Consider the following 24,107-nt stretch of genomic DNA (forward strand, 5'->3'; position numbering starts at 1 on the left):
CGATGAGCGACAACGACACGAACCCGGCGCAGGAACCGGAGGAGTCCCGGCCGCAGCCGCGGCCCGAGTCCCGAGGACCGCACGAGCCGCTGCCGCCCGTGCAGCCCCCGCGTCCCGCGCAGCCCCAGCCGCCCGCCCAGCCCCAGCCGCCCGCCCAGCCCCGGCCCCCGGCGCAGCCGCGACCCCAGCCCCCGTCCGAGGGGCAGCCCCCCACGCCGCCGCGGCCCCGGCCGCAGCCCCAGGCGTCGGCCGGATCGGGGGTCAGCGGCCGGCAGCGGCTGGCCGCCAGCCTGTGGCCGCCGCGGGTGACCCGCGCCCAACTCGTCGTGGCTCTGCTGCTGTTCGTGCTCGGTCTCGGGCTCGCCATCCAGGTGCGGTCGACCAGTGACAACAGCGCGCTGCGCGGTGCCCGCCAGGAGGACCTGGTGCGCATCCTCGACGAGCTCGACGACCGCACGCAGCGCCTGGAGGACGAGAAGACCCGTCTGGAGAGCCAGCGCTCGGAGCTGGAGTCCAGCTCGGACCAGGCCGAGGAGGCGCGCAGGCAGACCCAGGAGAAGGAGCGGCAGCTCGGGATCCTGGCCGGCACGGTGGCCGCCGAGGGGCCGGGGATCACGCTGACGATCACGGACTCCACCGGTGCCATCGAGTCGGACATGCTGCTCGACGCCATCCAGGAGCTGCGGGCGGCGGGCGCGGAGGCGATCCAGGTCAACGACGTGCGCGTGGTGGCCGACAGCTTTTTCTCGGGCAGCGGGCGCGATCTTCAGATCGATGGAACGCAGGTGGCCGCTCCGTACGTCTTCAAGGTCATCGGGAAGCCGGAGGATCTCGAGCCCGCGCTCAACATCCCCGGCGGTGTCGTCCAGACGTTGGAGAAGGAGCAGGCCACGGCCACGGTGCAGCGTTCCGGGAAGATCGTCGTCGACGCCTTGCGACCTGCGAAGCGGCCTGACTACGCTCGGTCGTCCTCGCAGTGAGGCGGGGGTCGATGACGGTCGCGCGGCAAGGGCATGACCTTGCGGGGGGTCGCCGCACCACATGGGTGGTGCGTGGTGGAAACTGTCGAGTGGCCACGGACGTTGTGAAGATGTCCGGGTCGGCAGGTGTGTTCAGTCAGGGTTCGTCCTGCCCCACGGGCGGGTCTGTTTCGGTCAAGGGGAATCGCCCGTGAAGTTGTTTGCGAAGTTGTTCGGCAAGAGCGGACGCGAGGACGGCGGCAACGCCAAGCATCGCGCGCCGCGCCACGCGCAGGGTGAGGAACAGGGCGTCGAACGCCCGCTCTTCCGTGACGAGGTCGGTGGCCAGGGTGGTGACATTCCGGGCACACAGGGCGCGTCTTCTGTTGACCCTGCCGGTGCCGCGCGCATAGGTTTCGGAGAACCATCAGCCTCGAGTACGGGTGGAGGGTTCGTCCCCGATCCGTATGCGACCCAGACCTCCGCGGGGCAGCCGCGGCAGGAGGACGCGTCCATGCCGGTGTGTACGAGGTGCGGTCACCGCAATACGGCGGACAGCCGCTTCTGCTCCCACTGCGGTGCGCCGCTGCGCGGCGGGGTGGCTCCGGAGCGGGCTTCCGAGACGACCTCGACGATCTCCATCTCGGGGCTCGAGGCCTACGACTCGGAGGTCACCGGCCAGACCTCGCTCCCGGCGCTGTCGCCCGAGGCGCTCGCCGCCGTGGAGGCACTGCCGGCCGGTTCGGCGCTGCTGATCGTGCGCCGCGGACCGAACTCGGGCAGCCGCTTCCTGCTGGACGGCGAGCTGACCACGGCCGGCCGTCACCCGCAGAGCGACATCTTCCTGGACGACGTGACCGTGTCGCGTCGCCACGTGGAGTTCCGGCGCGGACAGGACGGCACCTTCACGGTGTCGGACGTCGGCAGCCTCAACGGCACGTACGTCAACCGGGAGCCGATCGACTCGGTCGTGCTCTCGAACGGTGACGAGGTGCAGATCGGCAAGTACCGGCTCGTCTTCTTCGCGAGCCAGCGGAGCGTGTGACGCTCCGGAGAACCTTCAGGGAAGGTCCATGCTGCGTACACCGACGGGCGGTGCCGGTCTCGGCGCCGCCGCCGCGGGCGACCGGCTGTTCAGCATCGGGACGGTGCTGAGCCAGCTGCGCGACGAGTTTCCCGAAGTGACCATCTCCAAGATCCGGTTCCTGGAGGCCGAGGGGCTCGTCGAGCCCCGGCGGACGGCCTCCGGGTACCGGAAGTTCAGCCCGCAGGACGTGGAGCGGCTCGCCCAGATCCTGCGGATGCAGCGTGACCACTATCTGCCGCTCAAGGTGATCCGCGAGCACCTGGACGCCCTCGCCCGGGGCGAGCAGATCAAGCTGCCCTCGCCCAGTCCCCAGCGTGACCTGCTGGACGGGGCCCCGGAGGCCGAGGGCGAGCGTCCGACCGCGGCCCGGATCGGCCGGGCCGAGCTGCTCGCCGCCGCCGAGGTGACCGAGGCCGAGCTGGCCGAGTGGGAGTCGTACGGCCTGATCGCCCAGACGGAGGGCGGCGGCTACGACGCCGAGACCGTCACGGTCGCCAAGCTGGTGGCCGACCTGGGGAGGTTCGGCCTGGAACCCCGGCATCTGCGGGCCGTCAAGGCCGCCGCGGACCGGGAGGCGGGGCTGGTCGAGCAGATGGTGGCGCCGTTGCGCCGGCACCGCAATCCCCAGACCAGGGCCCACGCGGAAGCGACCGCGAAGGAGCTCGCCGGGCTGTCCGTACGGCTCCACGCGGCACTGGTGCAGACCGCTCTGGGACTCCGTCTGCAGTGATACCGGACCGGCCCGACTACCCAAACCGGTCGGGCACGTCCTAGGGTTGCTGTGTGAACGAGCTCGACGTTGTGGGTGTCCGGGTGGAAATGCCTTCCAACCAGCCGATCGTGCTCCTGCGTGAAGTGGGAGGCGACCGCTACCTTCCCATCTGGATCGGACCGGGAGAGGCGACGGCGATCGCCTTCGCGCAGCAGGGCATGGCCCCGGCCAGGCCGCTGACGCACGACCTCTTCAAGGACGTCCTGGAGGCCGTGGGGCAGGAGCTCACCGAAGTCCGCATCACGGACCTGCGGGACGGCGTCTTCTACGCCGAGCTGGTGTTCGCCAGCGGTGTCGAGGTGAGCGCCCGGCCGTCCGACGCGATAGCGCTGGCGCTGCGCACGGGCACGCCGATCTACGGCAGCGACGGGGTGCTCGACGACGCGGGGATCGCGATTCCGGACGAGCAGGAGGACGAGGTGGAGAAGTTCCGCGAGTTCCTCGACCAGATCTCGCCGGAGGACTTCGGGACCGGCAACCAGTAGTGGGACCGGCCCGTCGGGCCGGCCGCGGGTCACCCGTCAGGGGGAGCCGCCGGCACCCGTCAGGACGTCTCCGGCAGAGCGCCCCGGGAGCATTCGAGTAGCCTTTCCCCGGAGTGGGGCACGAGAAACCACTCTCAGGGTGATTATCACTCGGCGTGCCGAGTGTGGCGATCGTTGACGCACCCCGAGTGACTGCCTACCTTCGTGTGGGCAGGTCAAGGACGGAGGGTCGGCGTGATGAGCAGCGGCGACGGTACGGCAGGGGGCTTCCTGATGCGTGCCCCCGGGGAGAAGGGCCCGTATCCGCTTCACGGCAGTGTGGGCGACTTCGCCGCGGACGAGGGCGCGGCCGCGGACCCGGACTCCGACGTCATCGGTTACCGCGGCCCGACGGCCTGTGCGGCGGCCGGCATCACCTACCGCCAGCTGGACTACTGGGCACGCACCGGGCTCGTCGAGCCGAGCGTGCGGCCCGCGTACGGCTCCGGGACGCAGCGGCTCTACAGCTTCCGGGACGTGGTCGTCCTCAAGATCGTCAAGCGGTTCCTCGACACCGGGGTGGCGCTGCAGAACATCCGGGCGGCGGTGCAGCACCTGCGGGCCCGGGGCTTTCGCGATCTGGAGCGCATGACGCTGATGAGCGACGGGGCGACCGTCTACGAGTGCTCCTCGCCGGACGAGGTCGTCGACCTGCTCCAGGGCGGCCAGGGCGTCTTCGGCATCGCCGTCGGCGTGGTGTGGCGGGACGTCGAGTCGGCGCTCTCGCAGCTGCACGGCGAGCGCGTGGACACCGGCGAGACGCTGATCGGGCACAATCCGGCCGACGAGCTGGCGCGCCGGCGCCGGGACCGGGCCGTCTGACCTTCGGGTCTCCCTCTTTCGAACCCAGCGGCTCGCACGGGTGTGCGGGCCGATTGTCAGTGGCGTAGGGCAGCATCGGAACCGTGAGAGCCGCGCCCACGATCCTGCATCTCGACATGGATGCCTTCTTCGCCGCAGCCGAGCAGGCGTCGAAGCCGAGCCTGCGCGGAAAGCCCGTGGTCGTGGGCGGGCTCGGGCCGCGCGGTGTGGTCGCCACGGCCTCGTACGAGGCACGGCGCTTCGGGGTGCACTCGGCGATGCCGATGGCCCAGGCCCGCAGGCTCGCGCCGAACGCGGCGTATCTGGTGCCCCGCTTCGCGTTCTACCGGGCGATCAGCGGGCAGGTCATGGAGCTGCTCGGGCGGCTGTCGCCGCTGGTCGAGCCGCTCAGCCTCGACGAGGCCTTCGTCGACCTGGAGGCCGGCGGCGTGGCCGACGACCGGGAGAGCGCGCGCGTGGCGGGCGAGCGGCTGCGCCGGGACATCCTGGCCACGACCGGCCTGACCGGGTCGGTGGGGCTCGCCGGGTCCAAGATGCTCGCGAAGATCGCCTCGGAGGAGGCCAAGCCGGACGGGCTGGTGCTGATCGAGCCCGGGACGGAGCGGGAGCTGCTCGGGCCGCGTTCGGTGCGGATCATCCCCGGGGTGGGGCCGGCCACGGGCGAGCACCTGCGGCGGGCCGGGATCACGACGGTCGCCGAGGTGGTGGAGGCGGGCGAGGACGAGCTCGTACGGCTCCTGGGGCGGGCGCACGGCGGCTCCCTGTACCGGATGGCCCTCGGGCACGACGACCGGCCCGTGGTGGCCGAGCGGGACGCCAAGTCGGTCTCCGTGGAGGACACCTTCGACGTGGACCTGCACGACCGGCTGCGGATCCGCCTGGAGGTGGAGCGGCTGGCGGAGCGGTGCGTGGCGCGGCTGCGGGGTTCGGGGCACTCGGGGCGGACGATCGTCCTGAAGGTGCGGCGGTACGACTTCTCGACGCTGACCAGGTCCGAGACGCTGCGGGGGCCGACGGACGACCCGGTGGTGGTGAAGGAGGCGGCGGCGCGGCTGCTCGACCTGGTGGACACGACGGGTGGGGTGCGCTTGCTGGGGGTGGGGGTGAGCGGACTGGCCGACTACACGCAGGAGGACCTGTTCGCGCAGGCCGAGGCGGAAGCGGCGGCCGGGGCGGGGGCCGCGGCCGGCACCGGCCCCGTGGTCGCGGTGGCGGGGGCGCGGGAGGACGGACCGGAGGAAGCGGCCCCCTCCGACCCGGTGCCGGCCGCGCCCGCGACGGCCACGGAGACCGCCGAGCGGCGCTGGGCGCCGGGGCACGACGTGCGGCACGCCGTGTACGGGCACGGCTGGGTGCAGGGCAGCGGGGTGGGGCGGGTCACCGTCCGCTTCGAGGAACCGGGCTCGCCGCCCGGCCGCGTACGCACCTTCCCGGTCGACGAGCCGGACCTGGAGCCCTGCGATCCGCTGCCGCTCGTCCCCGGCGGCGCGACGGGCGCGGCGGCCTGACCCGGCGGCCCGGTCCGCGGGCCGGCACCCTGGCGCTCAGGTGGCCTTCAGACCTCCTCCTGGCCCGCCAGACGGCCGAAGTCGCGGTCCGGGGCGTCCGGGGGCGCGGGCGGCAGCGTGAGGTTGTAGTGGCGGTAGAGCTGGAGTTCCTGTTCCGGGGAGAGGTGGCGGCCGACGCCGAAGTCGGGGGCGTCCTTGATCAGGGCCCGCTCGTAGGGGATGTGGAGGGCGTCACCCACCAGTTCGCTCGGCTCCAGGGGGACGAAGGCGTCCCGGCTGAACAGGCCGGTGCGGACGGCGGCCCATTCGGGGACTCCCGTGGCGTCGTCGAGGTACACCTCGTCCACGGTGCCGATCTTGTGTCCGTCCCGGTCGAACGCCTTGCGGCCGATCAGGCTGCGCGGATCGATATCGGTCTGCACGGTCCCTCCAACAGGTCGCAACTGCTCTACACCCCTACGAAAGTGCACATCTGGGATGTCGGCCACTTGAGCGAAGGGAGGAGGAACGGCGCTGGTAGGCTGGCTGTGGCTGTCGACCCCGCGCGGGAGAGTCCTCCGGAGAAAGCTTCCGGAGGCGCCGAAGGAGCAAATCCTCCCCGGAATCTCTCAGGCCCCTGTACCGCGCGGACGAGGTCACTCTGGAAAGCAGGGCGGGCGTCGACGGCATCCGCTCTCACCGACGGTGAAAGCCGGTCCTCCGCGAGGCGGGCCGGTGAAGCTCTCAGGTTTGGATGACAGAGGGGGAGGCCGTCCGGGCACCCGCGCCGTGGTGCCCCTCGCAGGTCGTGACGACCAGGAGGCCCCCGCACATGACCGCCAACCGCACCCCGCTCTCCGAGCTCGAGCAGGGCATCCCCTTCGAGCAGCGGCACATCGGACCCGACGCCGAGGCGCGGGCCAAGATGCTCGCCCAGGTCGGTTACGGCTCTCTGGACGAGCTCACGGCCGCGGCCGTGCCGGACGTCATCAAGAACGCCGAGGCCCTGGGCCTGCCGGCCGCCCGCACCGAGGCCGAGGTGCTGGCCGAGCTGCGCGCCCTCGCCGACCGCAACCAGGTCCTCGCGCCGATGATCGGCCTCGGCTACTACGGCACGTTCACCCCGCCGGTGATCCTCCGCAACGTGATGGAGAACCCGGCCTGGTACACCGCCTACACGCCGTACCAGCCGGAGATCTCCCAGGGCCGCCTGGAGGCGCTGCTCAACTTCCAGACCGTGGTCGCCGACCTGACCGGCCTGCCCACCTCCGGCGCCTCCCTCCTCGACGAGGGCACCGCGGCCGCCGAGGCCATGGCGCTCTCCCGCCGCGTCGGCAAGGTCAAGAACGGCGTGTTCCTCGTCGACGCCGACGCCCTGCCGCAGACCATCGCCGTCATCGAGACCCGTGCCGAGCCGACCGGTGTCGAGGTCGTCGTCGCCGACCTGTCCGCCGGCATCCCGGCCGAGGTCGCCGAGCGCGGCGTCTTCGGCGTGCTGATCCAGTACCCGGGTGCCTCGGGTGCGATCCGCGACATCAAGCCGGTCATCGACCAGGCCCACGAGCTCGGCGCGATCGTCACCGTCGCCGCCGACCTGCTCGCGCTCACCCTGCTGGCCTCGCCCGGCTCGCTCGGCGCGGACATCGCGGTCGGCACCACCCAGCGCTTCGGCGTCCCCATGGGCTTCGGCGGCCCGCACGCCGGCTACATGGCCGTCCAGGACAAGCACGCCCGCTCCCTGCCCGGCCGCCTGGTCGGCGTCTCCGTCGACGCCGACGGCAACAAGGCCTACCGCCTGGCCCTGCAGACCCGCGAGCAGCACATCCGCCGCGAGAAGGCCACCAGCAACATCTGTACGGCCCAGGTCCTCCTCGCCGTCATGGCCGGCATGTACGCCGTCTACCACGGCCCCGACGGCCTGAAGCAGATCGCCCGCCGCACCCACCGCTACGCCGCGATCCTGGCCGCCGGTCTGCGCGCCGGGGGCGTGGAGCTCACCCAGGGCGCCTTCTTCGACACCCTCACCGCCCGGGTCCCGGGCCGCGCCGACGCGGTCGTCGCCGCCGCCCGCGAGGGCGGGGTGAACCTCTACCGCGTCGACGCCGACCACGTGTCGATGTCCTGCGACGAGACGACCACCCGCGCCAACATCGCCGCCCTCTGGACCGCCTTCGGCGTCACCGCCGACATCGACACCCTCGACGCCGCCACCGAGGACGCGCTGCCCGCCGACGCGCTGCGCACCGACGCGTACCTGACCCACCCGGTCTTCCACGCGCACCGCTCCGAGACCTCGATGCTGCGCTACCTGCGCAAGCTGGCCGACCGCGACTACGCGCTCGACCGCGGCATGATCCCGCTCGGCTCCTGCACCATGAAGCTGAACGCGACCACCGAGATGGAGTCGGTGACCTGGCCGGAGTTCGGTCAGATGCACCCCTTCGCCCCGGTGGAGCAGGCGCAGGGCTACCTCACCCTCATCACCGAGCTCGAGGAGCGCCTCGCCGAGGTCACCGGCTACGACAAGGTCTCCCTCCAGCCGAACGCCGGCTCCCAGGGCGAGCTCGCCGGTCTGCTCGCCGTCCGCGCGTACCACCGCGCCAACGGCGACACCCAGCGCACCGTCTGCCTCATCCCGTCCTCCGCGCACGGCACCAACGCCGCCTCGGCCGTGATGGCCGGCATGAAGGTCGTCGTCGTCAAGACCGCCGACGACGGCGAGGTCGACGTCGAGGACCTGCGGGCCAAGATCGAGCAGTACCGCGACGAGCTGTCGGTGCTGATGATCACCTACCCGTCCACGCACGGTGTGTTCGAGGAGCACGTCTCCGAGATCTGCGGCCTGGTGCACGAGGCCGGCGGCCAGGTGTACGTCGACGGCGCCAACCTCAACGCCCTGGTCGGCCTCGCCAAGCCGGGCCACTTCGGCGGCGACGTCTCCCACCTGAACCTGCACAAGACCTTCTGCATCCCGCACGGCGGCGGCGGCCCCGGCGTCGGCCCGGTCGCGGTGCGCGCCCACCTCGCCCCGTACCTGCCGAACCACCCGCTCCAGCCCGCCGCGGGCCCGGAGACCGGCGTCGGCCCGATCTCGGCCGCCCCGTGGGGCTCCGCCGGCATCCTGCCGATCTCCTGGTCGTACGTGCGCCTGATGGGCGGCGAGGGCCTCAAGCGCGCCACCCAGGTCGCCGTCCTCGCGGCCAACTACATCGCCAAGCGCCTGGAGCCGCACTACCCGGTGCTGTACACGGGCCCGGCCGGCCTGGTCGCCCACGAGTGCATCGTCGACCTGCGTCCGATCTCCAAGGCGACCGGCGTCAGCGTCGACGACATCGCCAAGCGGCTGATCGACTACGGCTTCCACGCGCCGACGATGTCCTTCCCGGTGGCCGGCACGCTGATGATCGAGCCCACCGAGTCCGAGGACCTGACCGAGCTCGACCGCTTCTGCGACACGATGATCGCGATCCGCGCGGAGATCGAGAAGGTCGGCTCCGGCGAGTGGCCGGCCGAGGACAACCCGCTGCGCAACGCCCCGCACACCGCGGCCGCGCTGGGCGGCGAGTGGAACCACGCGTACACCCGTGACGAGGCCGTCTTCCCGGCCGGTGTCTCGGCCGCGGACAAGTACTGGCCGCCGGTCCGCCGGATCGACGGTGCCTTCGGCGACCGCAACCTGGTCTGCTCCTGCCCGCCGCTGGACGAGTACGACAACTGACACACGGGGTGCGCCGTCTGACGGCGCACCGGCACCGCGCACGGACCGAGGGCCGGTCCGGAGTCTTCTCCGGGCCGGCCCTCGGCCTTCGTGCGACGGCTCCGTCAGGCCGCCGTCGTCACCCGGGCCGCCGTCAGCGGGCGGTGCGGGGCGATGATCCGCCCGTCCGGCAGCAGCTCACCGGTGTCCTCGAAGATCAGGACCCCGTTGCACAGCAGGCTCCATCCCTGTTCCGGGTGGTGCGCCACGAGCCGGGCGGCCTCCCGGTCGGCGGAGTCGGCGGTGGGACAGGCAGGCTGGTGCTGGCACATGGGTGGGTTCTTTCGCTGCGTCGAAGTGGATGTCCTGCGGCTCTTCGTTGGCATGGCCGCCCCCGTAGGTCGGTTCGGTTCCGGTCCCAGTCTTGCCCCAAGGACGGCGTTCCGCAGGGATTTCGCGGCAGCTCGTCCTCTCCGGGGAAGACGCATCACCCGCAGGGGCGGTTCAGGTCAACCGCCCCCCCTCTTCGGGGGGTTCGGGATGGTCCCAGTGGGCTAGTCCGAACGGGAGCGTCCTCGGACAGCAGTGCGCCCCGGGACCGGGGGTCCCGGGGCGCGGGTGCGTGCGGTGGATCAGGCGGGCGCCGCTGACCCGAGGAGGGGCGGCGGCGCGAGACGCATTCCGATGACGGGCAGGAGGTCGGCGACCCGGTAGGGGCGGTTGGCGGCGATGCCGGGCGGCGCGGGGGCGAGGGGCACCAGGAGGTCCTCCGGATCCGGTGCGGTGCTCGCCCCGTCCGCCTCGGTGTCGGCGTGCAGCCACAGCGTCAGCATGTACAGCTGCGGCACGGACAGCAGCCGCGGCTGGTACGGCGTGACGAGAGCCTCGGCCTGGATCAGGGCCCGCTCGGTGGCCGTGACGTAGGGCCCCTCGAAGAAGTGGGAGAAGGACCAGCCGTCGGGGGTGAGCATGGTGTCGGCGGCGGCGATCGCCCGGTCCCCGTTCCTGATGAGGAAGCGCCAGCCGGCCAGCCTGGTCCTGGGCGGCTGCTGCGCTGTCCCACCGGCGGCTCCGGTGACGCCGGGGGCTCCCAGGAGGTGGACGGGCAGGGGCAGTTCGGGGCTCAGCGGTCCCTGTGCGGCCCGCAGGGCCGGCGTTCGGGGCTCGCGGACCGCCGTGGGCGATCCGAGGGCCGCGAGGACACTGCGGAGGGCCGACGCGGGGGCCGGGGAGGGTCGGAGCATGGTGGGTCGCCTCTCACTCAGGAGACACGGTGAAGCGTGGGCAGGTACGACGGCGCTGTCAGCGACGGGGTCAGAGAGGGGGGCCACGGGTCCCATGGCCGGGCGCCAACACTCTGCCTCGTGCGCGGAGTTTATACGACACGTGTTCACACAGTGTTTCCGCTAGAGCGCGCCGATATTCCTGACAAGGCGTCATTCGGTCGTATTCCCCGGGTGATTCGGTGGAATGCCGGCCTCCGGCGGAACGTCTGCCTGCGCCTTCCCCGCCGGGCCGGTCGGCCGAAACCCGACCTCCACTCACAGGACAATATGACTTTGGTATATGTCCATTGCCCCTTGCCCGGGGGTACTGCCGGTGGAGAACCCACACCAGAGTAACGCCCAACACATACGTCCCGCAGGGCGTTATGGATCAGCGCGCCGGGGCATCATCGTCCGTGACGCTCGCGGCCGTCGTGGCGGCTGCCCACTCGGGAGGGACGCTTCGATGGGGGAGAAGGTCGTGGCCGACGGGTTCGGCCCGTCCGACCGGCAGCGCTACCGCAGGAAACTCCAGCAATGCCTCGCCGCCCTCGCGCGGCTGCTCGCGGACAAGCGGTTCGACCGGCCCCGCAATCTCATGGGCCTGGAGATCGAACTCAATCTCGCGGGCGAGGACGGCCGGCCCCGGATGCTGAACGCACCGGTGCTCGACCGTATCGCCAGTCCCGATTTCCAGACGGAACTCGGAATGTTCAACCTGGAAGTGAACATCGCCCCGCACCGGCTCGGCGGCCATGTATTCGACCGGCTCGCGGAGGAACTCCGTACCGGCCTCGGATATGCCGACCGCAAGGCCCGGGAAGTCGGCGCCGGAGTCGTGATGATCGGAATACTGCCGACCCTCACCCAGGACGACGCGGTCCTCTCCAACCTCTCCGCCGCCGACCGCTACACCCTCCTCAACGACCAGATCCTCGCCGTCCGCGGGGAGGACTTCACCCTCGACATCCACGGCGTCGAGCGGCTGCACTGCACCTCCGCCTCGATCGTGCCCGAGGCCGCCTGCACATCGGTGCAGCTGCACCTCCAGGTCACCCCGCCCCGCTTCGCCGCGGTGTGGAACGCGGCGCAGGCGATCGCCGGCGTGCAGATCGCCGTCGGCGCCAACGCGCCCTTCCTCTTCGGACGGGAACTGTGGCGCGAGTCCCGGCCGCCCCTCTTCCTCCAGGCCACCGACACCCGGCCGCCCGAGCTCCAGGCCCAGGGGGTGCGGCCGCGCACCTGGTTCGGGGAGCGCTGGGTGGACTCGGTCTACGACCTGTTCGAGGAGAACCTGCGCTACTTCCCCGCCCTCCTGCCGATCTGCGAGGACGAGGACCCGCTGCGGGTCCTGGACGAGGGCGGGGTGCCCCACCTGCACGAGCTGGTCCTGCACAACGGCACCGTCTACCGCTGGAACCGCCCGGTGTACGGCTGGGTCGACGGCGTCCCGCACCTCAGGGTGGAGAACCGGGTGCTTCCGGCCGGGCCGACGGTCACCGACGTCATCGCCAACGCCGCCTTCTACTACGGACTCGTGCGGGCGCTCGCCGAGGAGTCCCGGCCCGTCTGGAAGCGGATGGCCTTCGAGGACGCCGACCACAACTTCGACACCGCGTGCCGCCACGGCATCGACGCCGAGCTGCGCTGGCCCCGCCCCGGACGCTCCGGCGGCGTCGCGACCGTCCCCGCGGTCAAGCTCGTCCTGGACGAACTGCTCCCGCTGGCGGCGGCCGGTCTCGACGCCTGGCACGTCGAGCGGGCCGACCGTGACTTCTACCTCGGGGTGATCGAGGAGCGCTGCCGGCGGCGGGTGAACGGCGCCTCCTGGCAGGCCGACACCTTCCACGGGGCCCTGGAGTCCGGACTCGACCGCCCCGAGGCCCTGGCGGCCACCACCCGCCGCTACCGCGAGCTGATGCACACGGGCGAGCCGGTGCACACCTGGCCGGTGGGCATCGGGGAGGGGCCGCCGGTCTCCTAGGCGCGGCGCGGAGGCGCCGGCGCCGTGGGTAGGGTTCCCGTACCCGGCAAGCGATGGGGAATGGGAGACAGGTGTGGTGTCGGAGCATCGAGTGAGGGACGCTTCCCTGCCGCCGGACGGGCCGCCGCGCCGGATCCTGCGCTCCGAGACGCTGCTGGTGCTCGCGCTGTCGCTCGGCGCGAGCGCGGTGTCCTCGCTCATCAGCTTCATCGGCGCGCTGACCCGGCCGGGTGCGCTGAAGGAGCAGGCGGCCACGCTCAACGGCTCGTACGCGCCCGGGCGGCCCTGGCTCGACCTGGCCTGGCAGCTCTTCGGCATCGCGACCGCGCTGGTGCCGGTCGCCCTGGTCGCCCATCTGCTGCTGCGCGAGGGCGCCGGGGTGCGCGGACTGCGGGCGATCGGCTTCGACCGGACCCGGCCGTGGCCGGACCTCGGGCGCGGGGCGCTGGTGGCGGCCGGGATCGGCAGCGCGGGCCTCGCCTTCTATCTGGCGGTGCGCGCGGCCGGGTTCAACCTCACGGTGGTGCCCGAGTCGCTGCCGGACGTGTGGTGGAAGTATCCGGTCCTGATCCTCTCGGCGATCCAGAACTCCGTCGTGGAGGAGGTGATCGTCGTCGGTTATCTGCTGCGCAGGCTCGACGGGCTCGGCTGGTCGGCGACGGCCTCGCTCGTGGCGAGCGCGGTGCTGCGCGGCTCGTACCACCTCTACCAGGGGATCGGCGGTTTCGTCGGCAACGTGGTCATGGGCGTGGTGTTCGTGTGGCTGTACCGGCGCTGGGGGCGGGTGGGACCGCTGGTGGTCGCGCACGCGCTGCTCGACATCGTGGCCTTCGTCGGATACGGGCTGCTGGCCGGGAAGGTGGGGTGGCTGCCCACCCCGTGAACGGGGGAAGCGGAAGGGGCGTGCGGCATCGGCCGTACGCCCCTTCGTCGTGTGGCGGTGCCGTCAGGCGCGCAGCTCGCCGTCGATGACGGTCACGGCGTGGCCGTTGAGGTGGGTGCGCTCGCCCCGCAGCCGGGTGCGGACGATGCCGGTGCGGGCGCCGCCCTGGAAGCCGGTCAGCTCGTCGCGGCCGAAGCGGGCGGCCCAGTAGGGGGCGAGGGCGGTGTGGGCGCTGCCGGTCACCGGGTCCTCGTCGATGCCGACGGCGGGGAAGAAGCCGCGCGACACGAACTGGTAGGCGCCGTCGGGGCGGTCCGCGCGGGCGGTCGCGATGACGCCCCGCTCGGAGAGCACCTTCAGGGCCGCGAAGTCCGGAGCGAGGCCGCGCACCGTCGTCTCGTCCTCGAGCTCGACGACCAGGTCGCCGATGTGGGCCGCGGTGTCGTGGACGGCGACGGGTTCGGCGCCCAGCGCCTTGGCCAGGCCCTCGGGGACCGGGACCGGGGTCAGCGAGGAGGTCGGGAAGTCCAGGGTGATCGTCCCGTCCGGCTCGGCCGTGGCGAGCAGGACGCCGCAGCGGGCGGCGAAGCGGACGGTGCCGGTCGCGACGCCCTCGCTGTGCAGGACGTGGGCGGTGGCGAGGGTGGCGTGGCCGCACATGTCGACCTCGGTGGTGGGGGTGAACCAGCGCAGGGCCCAGTCCGCCTCGCCGCCCGGCGGCAGCGGGTGGGCGAAGGCGGTCTCCGAGAGGTTGACCTCGGCGGCCACCTTCTGGAGCCAGGCGTCCTCCGGGAAGGAGTCGAGGAGCAGGACTCCGGCCGGGTTGCCGGAGAAGGGTCGGTCGGTGAAGGCGTCGACGATTCGAATCCGCATGAGCCGGAACGTACCGGAAGCGGAAAACGGCAGGCCAAGGCCAATTCGGGAGTGCTGGACCGGTCGGCCGCGGGGCGGGGACCGGCGCGGTGGGGCCCGGGGGGTTGTCGTAAGAAGAGTTCCGATATATCGTTGAGGCATCGCGACAGTACAACGATGGAATCCCGATGGAAGGAGCGTTGCGATGCGTACACATGGACACGAGCACCGGCACGGACACGGTGGCGGCTCCTGCGGACCCGGCCCTCGTGGGGAGTTCGAGGGGCGGCGCGCCGCCTTCGGCCCCTTCGGGCCGGGACCCTTCGGCGGCGGCCCCTGGGGCGGCGGCTTCGGCGGCCGGGGCGGGCGCGGCGGTGGCCGCGGCCGGGCGCGGCGCGGCGATGTGCGCGCCTCGATCCTGGCCCTGCTGAAGGACCGCCCGATGCACGGCTACGAGATGATCCAGGAGATCGGCGAGCGCAGCGGCGGGGCCTGGAAGCCCAGTCCCGGCTCGGTCTACCCGACCCTCCAGATGCTGGAGGACGAGGGCCTGATCGCCAGCCGGAACGACGGCGGCAAGAAGCTGTTCACGCTCACCGACGACGGGCGCGCGGAGGCGGAGGCGGGGCCGGAGGCTCCGTGGGAGGAGGCCGGGCGCGGCGTCGACTGGGAGGCCCTCAACGAGGTCCGGCAGGCCGGCTTCGGTCTGATGGAGGCGTTCGGCCAGGTCTGGAAGACCGGCAGCGCCGAGCAGCGGCAGAAGGCCGTCGAGGTCATCACCGAGGCCCGCAAGAAGCTGTATCTGATCCTCGCCGACGAGCACTGAGCCCGAGCGGCGTACGAAGGGCCCCGCGGCACACGTGCCGCGGGGCCCTTCGTCATGTGGGCGTTCGCCGTGAGGGCTGCGTCGTCTCGACCGGCGCTCGCGGAGCCGACGCCGTGCGAGCCGTCGCCGAACGAGCCGTCGCCGCACGAGCCGTTGTCGTGCGGCCCCGCGTCAGGCGACCAGGTCGGCGAGCCTGTGCAGCGACTCCGTCAGCGCCGCCGTGGCGGAGTCCCTCAGTCTGCCCGCCATCAAGGAGACGGCCGCCCCCGTGAACTCGCCGTCGATCCGCACCACGGTCGCCGGTCCGTCGGCGGCGAGCGAGTAGCGCGTGCCGACGATCACCCCCATCGGGCCCTTGCCGCGGATCGCGAGCACCCGCGCCGTCTCCAGTTCCTCCACCGTCCAGGTCACCTCGGCGGGGAAGCCCATGAGCCGCATGTTCTCCGCGAAGGTGGCGCCCGTCTCCAGTGCGGCCGGGCCGCCGTCCGGGAAGTCGGTGTGGGTGGCGTTCCACTCCCCGTACGAGGCGAAGTCGGTGAGCCGCGCCCACACCTTCTCGGCCGGTGCCTCGATCCGTGCCTCCGCGCTGACTTCGGCCATGGGACCACCCCTTCACGCGTGCCAGTCGGCCTTCGGTGTCGCGGAACGTAGCCACAACGGCGTGAACATTCAATACTGATGAACCGTCAGTTCCGCGGTCTCCCCGTCGATCCACCAGATCTGCGCGGAGTCGAACCAGTCGGAGGCGCGCGGTCCGCCGCTCTCGTCGTGGCAGTGGAACGCGGCCCAGAAGAGGTCGGCCGGCAGCGCCTCCCGCGGTGCGTACACCCGGTAGACGTACTGCCGCCCGTCGAGCGCGAGCAGAGCCACCATCCAGAACATGTCTGAAGGACGATGCGGAGCCGACCCGTGGTTGCGAACGGGGCGCAGGGCAAGGCGGCGCGCGCCCCGAGGGGCGATGTCGCGCGATCTCCTCCGTAAGGAGGAGGAACCGCTCGTCCGTGCACGACTCCGGTGGGATGCGCACATGCTCCTCGCCGGGGATGCTCCCGCGCCCGCCGGCTGATGAGGTGGAAGGGTGCAGCCTCCCGTCCCTCCGGCCCCCGCCCCGCGCGGCCGTGCGTCCCACCGTCAGGTCCCCGCGTCCGGTCGCGTCCCCTCGCCCTCCGACCGCCCCGTACCCGCCCGCTCGGCCGTGCACGGCCTGACGCCCAGGGCGCTGCGGCCGCTGCCCGCGGCACGCCGTGCGGAACTGGAGGACGGTCTGACCCCGCAGCTCGTCGCGGTGGTCACCGGTGCCCGGCGCCGTGCCCTGCGCGACGGGGACCGGCAGATCGACACCGCGCACCTGTTGCACTCCCTCGTCGAGACCGACCCCGAGGCCGCCGCCGCGTTCGAGGACGACCACCGGCGCGCCCGGGTCCTCGGCTATCTCGTCCAGCGTTCCATCGGTTACGGCCTGCACTGGCAGCGTTCCGTCGAGGACACCGGCTCCGCCCTGCCCGTGCTGCGGGACGCCGACGGCGGAGCCCCGGGATGGTCGCCCGCGGCGGCCGCCGCCCTGGCGGGCGCCCGCGAGCGGGCCGCGCGGCGCGGTGACCGCCGGGCCCGCGGCCTCGATCTGCTCGCGGCGCTCGCCGTCGACCCGGACAACCGGGCGGCCGAGGTGCTGCGCCGGGCGGGAGTCGACCGGGCCGCCCTCGCCGCCCGCTGCGGGGAGCCGTCTCAACAGGTGTAACGGGGGTTACACGCCTGACCGGCTCCTGTCATCATGGCCCGATGCACGCGTCTCAGGGGAGAAGCGCCGGCCTGGGACTCGCCCTGGCCTCGGCCTTCGCATTCGGTGGTTCAGGTGTCGCGGCCAAGCCGCTCATCGAGGCGGGACTCGACCCGCTGCACGTGGTCTGGCTACGCGTGGCCGGCGCCGCGCTCGTCATGCTGCCGCTGGCCTGGCGCCACCGCGACCTGGTGCGCCGCAAGCCCGCCCTGCTCGCCGGCTTCGGACTGCTCGCCGTCGCCGGTGTCCAGGCCTGCTACTTCGCCGCCATCTCCCGCATCCCGGTCGGCGTCGCCCTCCTCATCGAGTACCTCGCGCCCGCCCTCGTCCTCGGCTGGGTCCGCTTCGTCCAGCGCAGGCCCGTGACCCGCGCCGCCGCCCTCGGCGTCGTCCTCGCCGTCGGCGGACTCGCCTGCGTCGTCCAGGTCTGGTCCGGGCTGAGCTTCGACCTGCTCGGGCTGCTCCTCGCCCTCGCCGCCGCCTGCTGCCAGGTCGGCTACTTCGTCCTGTCCGACCAGGGCGGAACCGAGGCCGAGCCCGCCGACCCGCTCGGCGTCATCGCGTACGGCCTGCTCGTCGGCGCCCTCGTGCTCACCGCCGTCGCCCGCCCGTGGACCATGGACTGGTCCGTCCTCGCCGGCAGCGCCGACATGAACGGCACCGGTGCCCCCGCCTGGCTGCTGCTCGGCTGGATCGTCCTGATCGCCACCGTCCTCGCGTACGTCACCGGCGTCGTCTCGGTGCGCCGGCTCTCCCCGCAGGTCGCCGGCGTCGTGGCCTGCCTGGAAGCGGTCATCGCGACCGTGCTCGCGTGGGTGCTGCTCGGTGAGCACCTGGCGGCGCCGCAGATCCTCGGCGGCGCCGTGGTCCTCGTCGGCGCCTTCATCGCCCAGTCCTCCACGCCCAGGGCGACCGCGGACGAGCCGGTCGCGGGGTCGGCGGCCGACGCGGCCTCCGGCAGCGGGCCGTCGCCGGAGGCGCGAGAGGCCGGGTTGTCCGGCCGGAGGACCGCGCCGTAAGGTGCCGATCATGCACTCGACCGTTCTGCCGCCTCCCGCCGCCTAGCGCGGGCGGCACCTTCCGCTGACGAAGACCGGGCTCGGGCCCGCCGGAACAAGGCCCCCGAGCGGTTCGTCGCTGCCCGCCCGCGGAGCGAAGCGACCCCACCCATCCCGTCTTCTCGCGGAGAACACACGTGTCGAACACCGATGGTTCCGCCCTGTCCACCGGGCGGAGCCTCACCTATCTGATCGTCGCCGGAATCGCCTGGGGCACGGCCGGCGCCGCCGCCTCGCTGGTCTTCCGGGCCAGTGACATGGGGCCGCTCGCCCTTTCCTTCTGGCGCTGCGTCGGCGGGCTCGCCCTGCTGCTCGGCGCGCTCGCGCTGCGCCGCGGGCCGCGGCCGGCCGTGACCGCCGCTGCCCGCGGTGCCGTGGCCCGCGGTGCCGTGTCCTTGGCCGCCGCCGCCGAACCGCGCCGTCGGCGCCTCGTCCGGATCCTCGGCACGGGCATCGGCCTGACCGTCTTCCAGAGCGCCTACTTCGCCGCGGTCGAGGCCACCGGCCTCGCCGTCGGCACCGTCGTCACCCTCGGCGCCGGACCCGTGCTCATCGCCGTCGGCGCCCGGATCCTCATGGGCGAACGGATCGGGGCCGGCGGGGCCGCGGCCGTCGCCGGCGCGCTCGCCGGGCTCGGCGTCCTCGTGCTCGGCGGCGGCGACGCCGACGTCCGGCCGGCCGGTGTCGCCCTCGCGGTCGTCTCCGCCGCCGGATACGCGGCGATCACCCTGCTCACCCGATGGCTCGGCCGGGAGAGCGGCGGCACGGACGCGCTGTCGACCACCACCTGGGCCTTCGCCGTCGGCGCGGTCGGACTGCTGCCGGCGGCCGTGGCCGAAGGACTCCTGCCGCACACCGACTCGCCGCTGCTGATGCTCGGCCTGCTGGGGTACGTGGCGGCCGTGCCGACCGCCCTCGCCTATGCCCTGTACTTCGCCGGAGCGGCCGTGGTCCGTGCCGCGACCGTCTCCGTGATCATGCTCCTGGAGCCGGTGAGCGCGGCGGTCGTCGCGGTCGCCCTCCTGGGCGAGCGCCTCACCGCGCCGACCTTCGCCGGCACCCTGCTGCTGCTCGTCGCCGTCACCGGGCTCGCCCTCGCGGAAGCCCGCACGGCGGCCGAGCGCAGGCGCGACGCGGCGGTGGTGCGGCGGATCCCCGTGCCGACGGACCAGCCGCGGGCGGCCGGAGGGCGCTGAGGGCCGCCGCTCCGACCGAGGGGGAGGCCGGCGGGACGGGCTGCGGGGCGGTGCTGACGGCTGCCTCCTCGTCGGGCGGCGGAGGATCAGCGGGCCGGGCGGCTGGGAGGCGCTGATGGATACCCCCTCGCCGGGTGGCGAAGGATCAGCGGGCGGGCCCGGCGGCGCGGCGGCGGGTCTGGTGCGAGCGCGTCGCCGCGTCGCCGGGGGACCGGCGCTCGGCGAGCCGGGCCGCCACCCGGTCCTGGACCTCCTGTGCCTTGGTGCCCGCGTCCGTGAACTTCGCCCGCGCGTCGGTCACCTCCAGGCGCAGCACGGGATGCCGGGCAGCCTCCGCCCGGACGGTGCTTCCCCGGCCCGCACCGGCGCGGTGCCGCCCTCCGGCCGGCCGTGGGCGACCTGCCGCTGGAGCAGGGCGGCCTTCTCCTCGGGGTCGTCGACCACGTGCGCGGTCCGGCGGTGCTGACGGCCGCGGAGGACGAGGTGGGGGTGCCGTGTTCGGCAGGGGCTCCCGCCGGGGCCGTCCAGTGGCCGGGGACGAAGACGTAGTCGTCGACCGGGCGCAGCGGCACGGCCGGGTTGCGCTCCCGATCGCGCCGGAGCGGGTTCGGGCGCGCCGGCCGGGTGATCACCCGGCCGTACGGGCCGGGCTCGGGCTCGTGACGGAAGTGCCTCGGCTGCACCCGCGACGGCTCGCCGGGTCCGCCGTCGACCGCCGGCCGGCCGAAGTCGCGCCCGGCCGGCCGGCCCTGCCACTCGTGCTCGTCACGCGGCGCGTCCCAGGGGGGACCAGCACGGACGGCTCCTCAGAGGGCCGCGAGGTAGTCGGGCAGGGGGATCGACGGGGCGAGGTCGGCGGCCGGGACCGGGGCGCCGTAGGCCCGCCGGACCGGGATCACACCGGTCCAGTGGGGGAGTCCGGCGTCCTCCGGATCGTCGTTGGGGCCGCCGGTGCGGACCTTCGCCGAGACCTCGGTCAGGTCCAGGCGCAGCACGGCGGTCGCGGCGATCTCCTTGGCGTTGCCCGGCCGGGAGTCGGCGGAGCGGCCGGGCACGACGTGGTCGACCAGCGCGTCGAGCGCGGTGCGCAGCTCCTCGGGGTCGGTGACCGGGCGGGCGGTGCCGTGCACCACGACCGAGCGGTAGTTGAGGGAGTGGTGGAAGGCGGACCTGGCCAGTACCAGGCCGTCCACGTGGGTCACGGTGAGGCAGACCGGCAGGCCCGGAGCGTCCTCGCCGCGGCCGGCCGCGCGCAGCGGTCGGGACCCGGTGGAACCGTGCACGTACAGGCGCTCGCCGACCCGGCCGTAGAGGGTGGGCAGCACCACGGGCGCGCCGTCGCGGACGAAGCCGAGGTGGCAGACGTATCCCTCGTCGAGTATCGAGTGGACCAGCTCGCGGTCGTACGAGGCGCGCTCGCGGGACCGGGTGGGGACCGTCCGCTCGGTGGGCTCGTAGGACGGCCGGGCGGCCTCGGTGGCGGTCGCCGTCGTGTCCGTCATTTGCCTCTCCTATTGCACTAGTGCATACTTGGCTTTGTGCTAGGAGAGTATCGGATCGAAGGTCGTCGCGCATCGGAGATCGCCGCCAGCGTGGAACGGGGCGTCGGCTCGGGGCAGCTCCAGCCGGGCCAATTGCTGCCCCCCATGAGGGAGTTGGCGGCGTCGCTCGACGTGAACCCGAACACGGTCGCCGCCGCCTACCGGACCCTGCGCGAGCGCGGGGTGATCGAGACGGACGGCCGGCGCGGCAGCCGGGTGCGCCCCGCGCCCGCCACGACGGCGCGCGGCTCGATCCGCGTCGAGGCTCCCGAGGGCGTACGGGACGTGAGCGACGGCAGCCCGGACCCCGCGCTGCTGCCGCCGCTCGGGGCGGTGCTCGCCGAGGTCGCGGCCGAGTACGCGAGGCGGCCGCCGATGTACGGAGAGGCGCCGGTCGACGAGGAGTTCGCGCGGCTCGCGCGGGCCGCCTTCGACGAGGCCGGGGTCCCGGCCGGGCCCGTCGGCGTCGCCTCCGGTTCGCTCGACGCCGTCGAGCGGGTCCTCGCCGTCCACCTCAGGCCGGGCGACTCGGTGGCCGTCGAGGACCCCGGCTGGGGCAGCCTCCTCGACCTCGTGCCGGCCCTCGGGCTGCGGCCCGTGCCGGTCGCCGTCGACGACGAGGGGCCCCTGCCCGGAGCCGTGGCGCGGGCGCTGCGGGGCGGGGCGCGCGCGGTGATCGTCACCGACCGGGCCCAGAACCCGACCGGCGCCTGCGTCACGGCCGCCCGCGCCGCCGAACTGCGGGCCGTCCTCGACGAGCACCCGGACGTGCTGCTGGTCGAGGACGACCACGGGCACGGCATCGTCGCGCAGCCCGCGCATCCGCTCACCACCGGGCGGGGCAGATGGGTCTTCGTGCGCTCGGTGGCCAAGGCGTGGGGCCCCGACCTGCGGATCGCCGCCTTCACCGGGGACGCGGAGACCGTCGACCGGGTCCTCGGGCGGCAGCGGCTCGGCCCCGGCTGGGTCAGCCGGCTGCTCCAGCGTGCCGTGGTCCACCTGTGGGCCACGGGGGCCGTCGACCCGGCGGCCGTCGCCGCCTCCTACGGGGCGCGCCGCGACGGCCTGGTCCGCGCGCTCGCCCGGCGCGGCGTCGAGGCGCACGGGCGCGCCGGCATGAACGTGTGGGTCCCTGTCACCGACGAGACCGGGGCCGTCGCCCGGCTCCTCGGGGCGGGCTGGGCGGTGGCGCCGGGCGCGCGCTTCCGGATGGACGCGGGTCCGGCGATCCGCGTGACCGTCTCCGGCATCACGCGCAACGACATCGAGCCCCTCGCGGACGCGATCGCCCACGCCTCGGGCCCGGCACCGGCCCGGAGTTACGGCTGACGGCTGACGGCCGCCGGGGGGCGGGGGAGGGCCGGGGGCGGGGGACCGGGGACGCAGCCGTCCGGGCGGTACGGGGACGCGGCCGTCCGGCGGTGGCGGGCGGTGCGGGGCGGTGGCGGGTGGTGCGGGGCGGTGGCGCGGTGCGGGCCCGGCCTGGGCGGACGGCGCAGGCCGGCCGGTCGCGGGGCCGAGCGAGGCGGGCGGCGCCGGCGCCGTGGCGTCGGCCCGGGAAGCGCTGCCGGGTGCCGGGCGCCGGCGGGACCCTAGGCGGTGGGCGGGGAGGCCAACTTGCGGAAGTCCCAGGACGCGACGGCGTCCGGGGTGAGCCGCAGCCAGGCGTGCCGGCCGTCGTGCGGCATGGCGTCGAGGCCGAAGTTCTTGGCGGCGAAGAGCCGCTCGGGCTCCTCCAGCTCGGGGCAGGGCCGCCCGGTGCGCGGCGCCTCGCCCACGAACTCCACGGTGCCCGAGAGCTCCGCCCCGCGCAGCTCCCCGTACTGCTCGCCGTCGTCCACGACGACCGCGATCCGCGGCCGGGCCCGCAGCTCCGCCCAGCGCCGGCTGCGGGTGAGGGAGTAGAGCCACATCGAGGTGCCGTCCCAGGCGAACCAGAGGGCGCTGACGTGCGGGCGCCCGTCGGCCGACACGGTCGCGACCCGGCAGGTGCGCTGTTCGGTGAGGAAGGAGTCGAGCTCGGCCGGAGTCATCATGATCCGGCGCCCACGGCGCTGCGCGACGGTCATCGTCCGCACCCTTCTGGATTTCTGACTGTGTGTCAGAAATCATGGGGCCTGCGCCGCCGCGGGGCAAGGTGCCGCCGGACGGGCGCGGACACCGGGCGAGCGAGGAGGACACCGTGACGCAGCGGGAACGGCTCAGGGAACAGCTCGCCCCCGACGGCACCGTACTCCTCACCGTCGAGTGCCAGGAGGGCGTCGTCGGCCGCGACGCCGCCCTGCCCGAACTCGCCGCGGTCGCACGGTCCTCCGGCGCCCTGCGCCATGTCGCCCGGCTGGTCGCCACCGCGCACGAGGCCGGTGTGCAGGTCCTGCACGCCGTCGCCGAGCGCCGCCCCGACGGGCGCGGGGCCAGCCGCAACGCCCGCCTCTTTCGCGCCGCCGCCCGGCTCCCCGTACAGCAGCACACCGGAAGCACCGCCGTAAGGATCGCGGAGCCGATCGAGGTGGCCGAAGGAGACCTGGTGGTACGGCGCCTGCACGGCCTCTCGCCGATCGCCGGCACCGACGTGGACGCCCTGCTGCGCAACCTCGGCTGCCGGACCCTGGTCGTCACCGGGGTCTCCGCCAACGTGGCGGTCCCCAACGCCGTCTTCGACGCCGTCAACCTCGGCTACACCGTGGTGGTGCCGGGCGACGCCATCGCGGGGGTGCCGGCCGACTACACCCCCGCGATGATCCGCCACACCCTCGCCCTGGTCGCCACCGTCACGACCACCGACGACGTTCTCGACTGCTGGCGGGCGCCGCGCCGGGTCAGCCCAGCCTGATCGCGTCGCCGACCACCTCGATCGGCACCGGCTCCAAGGGCTGCGTCGCCGGGCCCTTCCTCACGCTGCCGTCCGAGGCGTCGAACCGGCTCTGGTGGCAGGGACAGACGATGACCCCGTCCGCCACGCTGCCGACGTGACAGCCCTGGTGCGGGCAGCGCGAGGAGAACGCCTTGAACTCGCCCGCCTTGGGCTGCGTCACGACCAGTCCCCGGTCGGCGAGCACCTTGCCCCCGCCCACCGGGACCTCGCCGGTCCGGGTGAGCGGCGCCTCCTGGCCCGTACCGCCGGACGCGTCCCCGCCGCCCGAGCCCTCCCCGTCGCCGTCCCCGCCGTCCTGCGCGTTCCCGCCGCAGGCGGCCAGGGCCGCCACCAGGCCCGCTCCACCGGCCGCCGCGACGACCGACCTGCGCCCCACACCGCTCATACCGCACCCTTTCGGATCTCCGGAGTCCCGCACGTCTGCGCGCCATGGTGGCGGAAGGACCCCCCTTCGCGCCATGAGAACCGGAACGGCGCATCCGAGCGAGGGACGGAAGGGGAA

24 protein-coding genes, 1 pseudogene and 1 riboswitch are annotated in these 24,107 nt (G+C 73.6%); of the genes and pseudogenes, 15 read left to right on the forward strand and 10 right to left on the reverse strand.

The window, feature by feature from the left end; all coding sequences use genetic code 11:
• The first annotated feature begins 2 nt into the window (after positions 1 to 2).
• The 6 genes from ABD954_RS29020 (at position 3) to ABD954_RS29045 (ending at position 5,672) form a co-directional block, all read left to right on the forward strand.
• Positions 3 to 980, forward strand: coding sequence for a DUF881 domain-containing protein (locus tag ABD954_RS29020; RefSeq protein WP_345490411.1), 978 nt, complete (start codon positions 3 to 5; stop codon positions 978 to 980).
• A gap of 61 nt (positions 981 to 1,041) precedes the next feature.
• Positions 1,042 to 2,004, forward strand: coding sequence for an FHA domain-containing protein (locus ABD954_RS29025; protein WP_345490413.1), 963 nt, complete (start codon positions 1,042 to 1,044; stop codon positions 2,002 to 2,004).
• A 28-nt stretch (positions 2,005 to 2,032) separates the two neighbouring features.
• The gene (gene ftsR, locus ABD954_RS29030) at positions 2,033 to 2,776 is read left to right on the forward strand and encodes a transcriptional regulator FtsR (protein WP_345490415.1); all 744 of its coding nucleotides are present in this window, start codon (positions 2,033 to 2,035) and stop codon (positions 2,774 to 2,776) included.
• A gap of 53 nt (positions 2,777 to 2,829) precedes the next feature.
• Positions 2,830 to 3,303, forward strand: coding sequence for a bifunctional nuclease family protein (locus tag ABD954_RS29035; protein ID WP_265866874.1), 474 nt, complete (start codon positions 2,830 to 2,832; stop codon positions 3,301 to 3,303).
• Between the two features lie 237 nt (positions 3,304 to 3,540).
• A complete protein-coding gene (locus ABD954_RS29040; RefSeq protein WP_345490420.1) occupies positions 3,541 to 4,164 on the forward strand; it encodes a MerR family transcriptional regulator in 624 nt (207 codons plus the stop codon).
• A gap of 83 nt (positions 4,165 to 4,247) precedes the next feature.
• The gene (locus ABD954_RS29045; RefSeq protein ID WP_345490422.1) at positions 4,248 to 5,672 is read left to right on the forward strand and encodes a DNA polymerase IV; all 1,425 of its coding nucleotides are present in this window, start codon (positions 4,248 to 4,250) and stop codon (positions 5,670 to 5,672) included.
• 47 nt (positions 5,673 to 5,719) lie between these two features.
• Here ABD954_RS29045 and ABD954_RS29050 read toward each other — a convergent pair whose 3' ends face one another.
• Positions 5,720 to 6,094, reverse strand: coding sequence for a PRC-barrel domain-containing protein (locus ABD954_RS29050; RefSeq protein ID WP_345490424.1), 375 nt, complete (start codon positions 6,092 to 6,094; stop codon positions 5,720 to 5,722).
• Positions 6,095 to 6,207: 113 nt separating this feature from the next.
• Positions 6,208 to 6,306: riboswitch (glycine riboswitch) on the forward strand.
• 177 nt (positions 6,307 to 6,483) lie between these two features.
• Between ABD954_RS29050 and gcvP the strand changes: the two genes are divergently transcribed.
• The gene (gene gcvP / locus ABD954_RS29055) at positions 6,484 to 9,369 is read left to right on the forward strand and encodes an aminomethyl-transferring glycine dehydrogenase (RefSeq protein WP_345490426.1); all 2,886 of its coding nucleotides are present in this window, start codon (positions 6,484 to 6,486) and stop codon (positions 9,367 to 9,369) included.
• Positions 9,370 to 9,473: 104 nt separating this feature from the next.
• Here the strand turns inward: gcvP and ABD954_RS29060 are convergent, their stop codons facing one another.
• Together ABD954_RS29060 and ABD954_RS29065 are read right to left on the reverse strand one after the other, a co-directional pair.
• Complete coding sequence (locus ABD954_RS29060; RefSeq protein WP_345490428.1) at positions 9,474 to 9,680, reverse strand: DUF5999 family protein; 207 nt, start codon at positions 9,678 to 9,680, stop codon at positions 9,474 to 9,476.
• Between the two features lie 300 nt (positions 9,681 to 9,980).
• Positions 9,981 to 10,592: a hypothetical protein gene (locus tag ABD954_RS29065; protein WP_345490430.1), complete on the reverse strand. Its 612-nt coding sequence runs from the start codon at positions 10,590 to 10,592 to the stop codon at positions 9,981 to 9,983.
• Between the two features lie 487 nt (positions 10,593 to 11,079).
• Between ABD954_RS29065 and ABD954_RS29070 the strand changes: the two genes are divergently transcribed.
• Together ABD954_RS29070 and ABD954_RS29075 are read left to right on the forward strand one after the other, a co-directional pair.
• Positions 11,080 to 12,597, forward strand: a complete 1,518-nt coding sequence (locus tag ABD954_RS29070) for a glutamate-cysteine ligase family protein (RefSeq protein ID WP_345490432.1) — start codon at positions 11,080 to 11,082, stop codon at positions 12,595 to 12,597.
• Between the two features lie 91 nt (positions 12,598 to 12,688).
• Positions 12,689 to 13,480: a CPBP family intramembrane glutamic endopeptidase gene (locus ABD954_RS29075; RefSeq protein ID WP_345490434.1), complete on the forward strand. Its 792-nt coding sequence runs from the start codon at positions 12,689 to 12,691 to the stop codon at positions 13,478 to 13,480.
• A gap of 63 nt (positions 13,481 to 13,543) precedes the next feature.
• Here ABD954_RS29075 and ABD954_RS29080 read toward each other — a convergent pair whose 3' ends face one another.
• On the reverse strand, positions 13,544 to 14,353 hold the full coding sequence (locus ABD954_RS29080) for a PhzF family phenazine biosynthesis protein (RefSeq protein WP_345490436.1): 810 nt from the start codon (positions 14,351 to 14,353) through the stop codon (positions 13,544 to 13,546).
• Positions 14,354 to 14,537: 184 nt separating this feature from the next.
• On the opposite strand from ABD954_RS29080, the gene ABD954_RS29085 reads away from it, so the two are divergent.
• Positions 14,538 to 15,158, forward strand: coding sequence for a PadR family transcriptional regulator (locus ABD954_RS29085; RefSeq protein ID WP_345490438.1), 621 nt, complete (start codon positions 14,538 to 14,540; stop codon positions 15,156 to 15,158).
• A 171-nt stretch (positions 15,159 to 15,329) separates the two neighbouring features.
• Here the strand turns inward: ABD954_RS29085 and ABD954_RS29090 are convergent, their stop codons facing one another.
• A complete protein-coding gene (locus ABD954_RS29090; RefSeq protein ID WP_345490440.1) occupies positions 15,330 to 15,758 on the reverse strand; it encodes a type II toxin-antitoxin system Rv0910 family toxin in 429 nt (142 codons plus the stop codon).
• Positions 15,759 to 15,827: 69 nt separating this feature from the next.
• Positions 15,828 to 16,040 (reverse strand): hypothetical protein, encoded by a 213-nt coding sequence (locus ABD954_RS29095; RefSeq protein WP_345490442.1) that lies wholly within the window; start codon positions 16,038 to 16,040, stop codon positions 15,828 to 15,830.
• Between the two features lie 313 nt (positions 16,041 to 16,353).
• Between ABD954_RS29095 and ABD954_RS29100 the strand changes: the two genes are divergently transcribed.
• From ABD954_RS29100 to ABD954_RS29110, 3 genes are all read left to right on the forward strand, one after another.
• On the forward strand, positions 16,354 to 16,896 hold the full coding sequence (locus tag ABD954_RS29100) for a Clp protease N-terminal domain-containing protein (RefSeq protein WP_382745952.1): 543 nt from the start codon (positions 16,354 to 16,356) through the stop codon (positions 16,894 to 16,896).
• Positions 16,897 to 16,937: 41 nt separating this feature from the next.
• Positions 16,938 to 17,954 (forward strand): EamA family transporter, encoded by a 1,017-nt coding sequence (locus ABD954_RS29105; RefSeq protein WP_345490444.1) that lies wholly within the window; start codon positions 16,938 to 16,940, stop codon positions 17,952 to 17,954.
• A gap of 176 nt (positions 17,955 to 18,130) precedes the next feature.
• Positions 18,131 to 19,189 carry a DMT family transporter gene (locus ABD954_RS29110; RefSeq protein ID WP_345490446.1) on the forward strand — a complete coding sequence of 353 codons (1,059 nt, stop codon included), beginning with the start codon at positions 18,131 to 18,133 and terminating at the stop codon, positions 19,187 to 19,189.
• Positions 19,190 to 19,334: 145 nt separating this feature from the next.
• Here the strand turns inward: ABD954_RS29110 and ABD954_RS29115 are convergent.
• A pseudogene (locus tag ABD954_RS29115) lies at positions 19,335 to 19,974 on the reverse strand (FMN-binding negative transcriptional regulator); the annotation flags it as partial.
• 21 nt (positions 19,975 to 19,995) lie between these two features.
• Entirely contained in the window at positions 19,996 to 20,691 is a 696-nt protein-coding gene (locus ABD954_RS29120) for a pyridoxamine 5'-phosphate oxidase family protein (protein ID WP_345490448.1), read from the reverse strand.
• Between the two features lie 36 nt (positions 20,692 to 20,727).
• Between ABD954_RS29120 and ABD954_RS29125 the strand changes: the two genes are divergently transcribed.
• Positions 20,728 to 22,059, forward strand: a complete 1,332-nt coding sequence (locus tag ABD954_RS29125) for an aminotransferase class I/II-fold pyridoxal phosphate-dependent enzyme (protein ID WP_345490450.1) — start codon at positions 20,728 to 20,730, stop codon at positions 22,057 to 22,059.
• Positions 22,060 to 22,322: 263 nt separating this feature from the next.
• On the opposite strand, the gene ABD954_RS29130 is transcribed toward ABD954_RS29125, so the two are convergent.
• Positions 22,323 to 22,799, reverse strand: coding sequence for a pyridoxamine 5'-phosphate oxidase family protein (locus tag ABD954_RS29130; protein ID WP_345490452.1), 477 nt, complete (start codon positions 22,797 to 22,799; stop codon positions 22,323 to 22,325).
• Positions 22,800 to 22,912: 113 nt separating this feature from the next.
• Here ABD954_RS29130 and ABD954_RS29135 point away from each other — a divergent pair, with 113 nt between their 5' ends.
• Positions 22,913 to 23,563, forward strand: a complete 651-nt coding sequence (locus ABD954_RS29135; protein ID WP_345490454.1) for a cysteine hydrolase family protein — start codon at positions 22,913 to 22,915, stop codon at positions 23,561 to 23,563.
• On the opposite strand, the gene ABD954_RS29140 is transcribed toward ABD954_RS29135, so the two are convergent.
• Complete coding sequence (locus tag ABD954_RS29140) at positions 23,550 to 23,990, reverse strand: Rieske (2Fe-2S) protein (protein WP_345490456.1); 441 nt, start codon at positions 23,988 to 23,990, stop codon at positions 23,550 to 23,552. The genes ABD954_RS29135 and ABD954_RS29140 overlap by 14 nt on opposite strands.
• Positions 23,991 to 24,107: the final 117 nt, after the last annotated feature.

Source organism: Streptomyces roseoviridis, from assembly GCF_039535235.1.
Taxonomy (GTDB): domain Bacteria; phylum Actinomycetota; class Actinomycetes; order Streptomycetales; family Streptomycetaceae; genus Streptomyces; species Streptomyces roseoviridis.

Bases quoted from the DNA above. Each gene is read 5' to 3' on its own strand.
- ABD954_RS29020 (WP_345490411.1), top strand. From the start codon at position 3: ATGAGCGACAACGACACGAACCCGGCGCAGGAACCGGAGGAGTCCCGG.
- ABD954_RS29025 (WP_345490413.1), top strand. From the start codon at position 1,042: ATGGGTGGTGCGTGGTGGAAACTGTCGAGTGGCCACGGACGTTGTGAA.
- ftsR (WP_345490415.1), top strand. From the start codon at position 2,033: ATGCTGCGTACACCGACGGGCGGTGCCGGTCTCGGCGCCGCCGCCGCG.
- ABD954_RS29040 (WP_345490420.1), top strand. From the start codon at position 3,541: ATGAGCAGCGGCGACGGTACGGCAGGGGGCTTCCTGATGCGTGCCCCC.
- gcvP (WP_345490426.1), top strand. From the start codon at position 6,484: ATGACCGCCAACCGCACCCCGCTCTCCGAGCTCGAGCAGGGCATCCCC.
- ABD954_RS29060 (WP_345490428.1), bottom strand. From the start codon at position 9,680: ATGTGCCAGCACCAGCCTGCCTGTCCCACCGCCGACTCCGCCGACCGG.
- ABD954_RS29065 (WP_345490430.1), bottom strand. From the start codon at position 10,592: ATGCTCCGACCCTCCCCGGCCCCCGCGTCGGCCCTCCGCAGTGTCCTC.
- ABD954_RS29070 (WP_345490432.1), top strand. From the start codon at position 11,080: ATGGGGGAGAAGGTCGTGGCCGACGGGTTCGGCCCGTCCGACCGGCAG.
- ABD954_RS29080 (WP_345490436.1), bottom strand. From the start codon at position 14,353: ATGCGGATTCGAATCGTCGACGCCTTCACCGACCGACCCTTCTCCGGC.
- ABD954_RS29085 (WP_345490438.1), top strand. From the start codon at position 14,538: ATGCGTACACATGGACACGAGCACCGGCACGGACACGGTGGCGGCTCC.
- ABD954_RS29090 (WP_345490440.1), bottom strand. From the start codon at position 15,758: ATGGCCGAAGTCAGCGCGGAGGCACGGATCGAGGCACCGGCCGAGAAG.
- ABD954_RS29095 (WP_345490442.1), bottom strand. From the start codon at position 16,040: ATGTTCTGGATGGTGGCTCTGCTCGCGCTCGACGGGCGGCAGTACGTC.
- ABD954_RS29105 (WP_345490444.1), top strand. From the start codon at position 16,938: ATGCACGCGTCTCAGGGGAGAAGCGCCGGCCTGGGACTCGCCCTGGCC.
- ABD954_RS29120 (WP_345490448.1), bottom strand. From the start codon at position 20,691: ATGACGGACACGACGGCGACCGCCACCGAGGCCGCCCGGCCGTCCTAC.
- ABD954_RS29130 (WP_345490452.1), bottom strand. From the start codon at position 22,799: ATGACCGTCGCGCAGCGCCGTGGGCGCCGGATCATGATGACTCCGGCC.
- ABD954_RS29140 (WP_345490456.1), bottom strand. From the start codon at position 23,990: ATGAGCGGTGTGGGGCGCAGGTCGGTCGTCGCGGCGGCCGGTGGAGCG.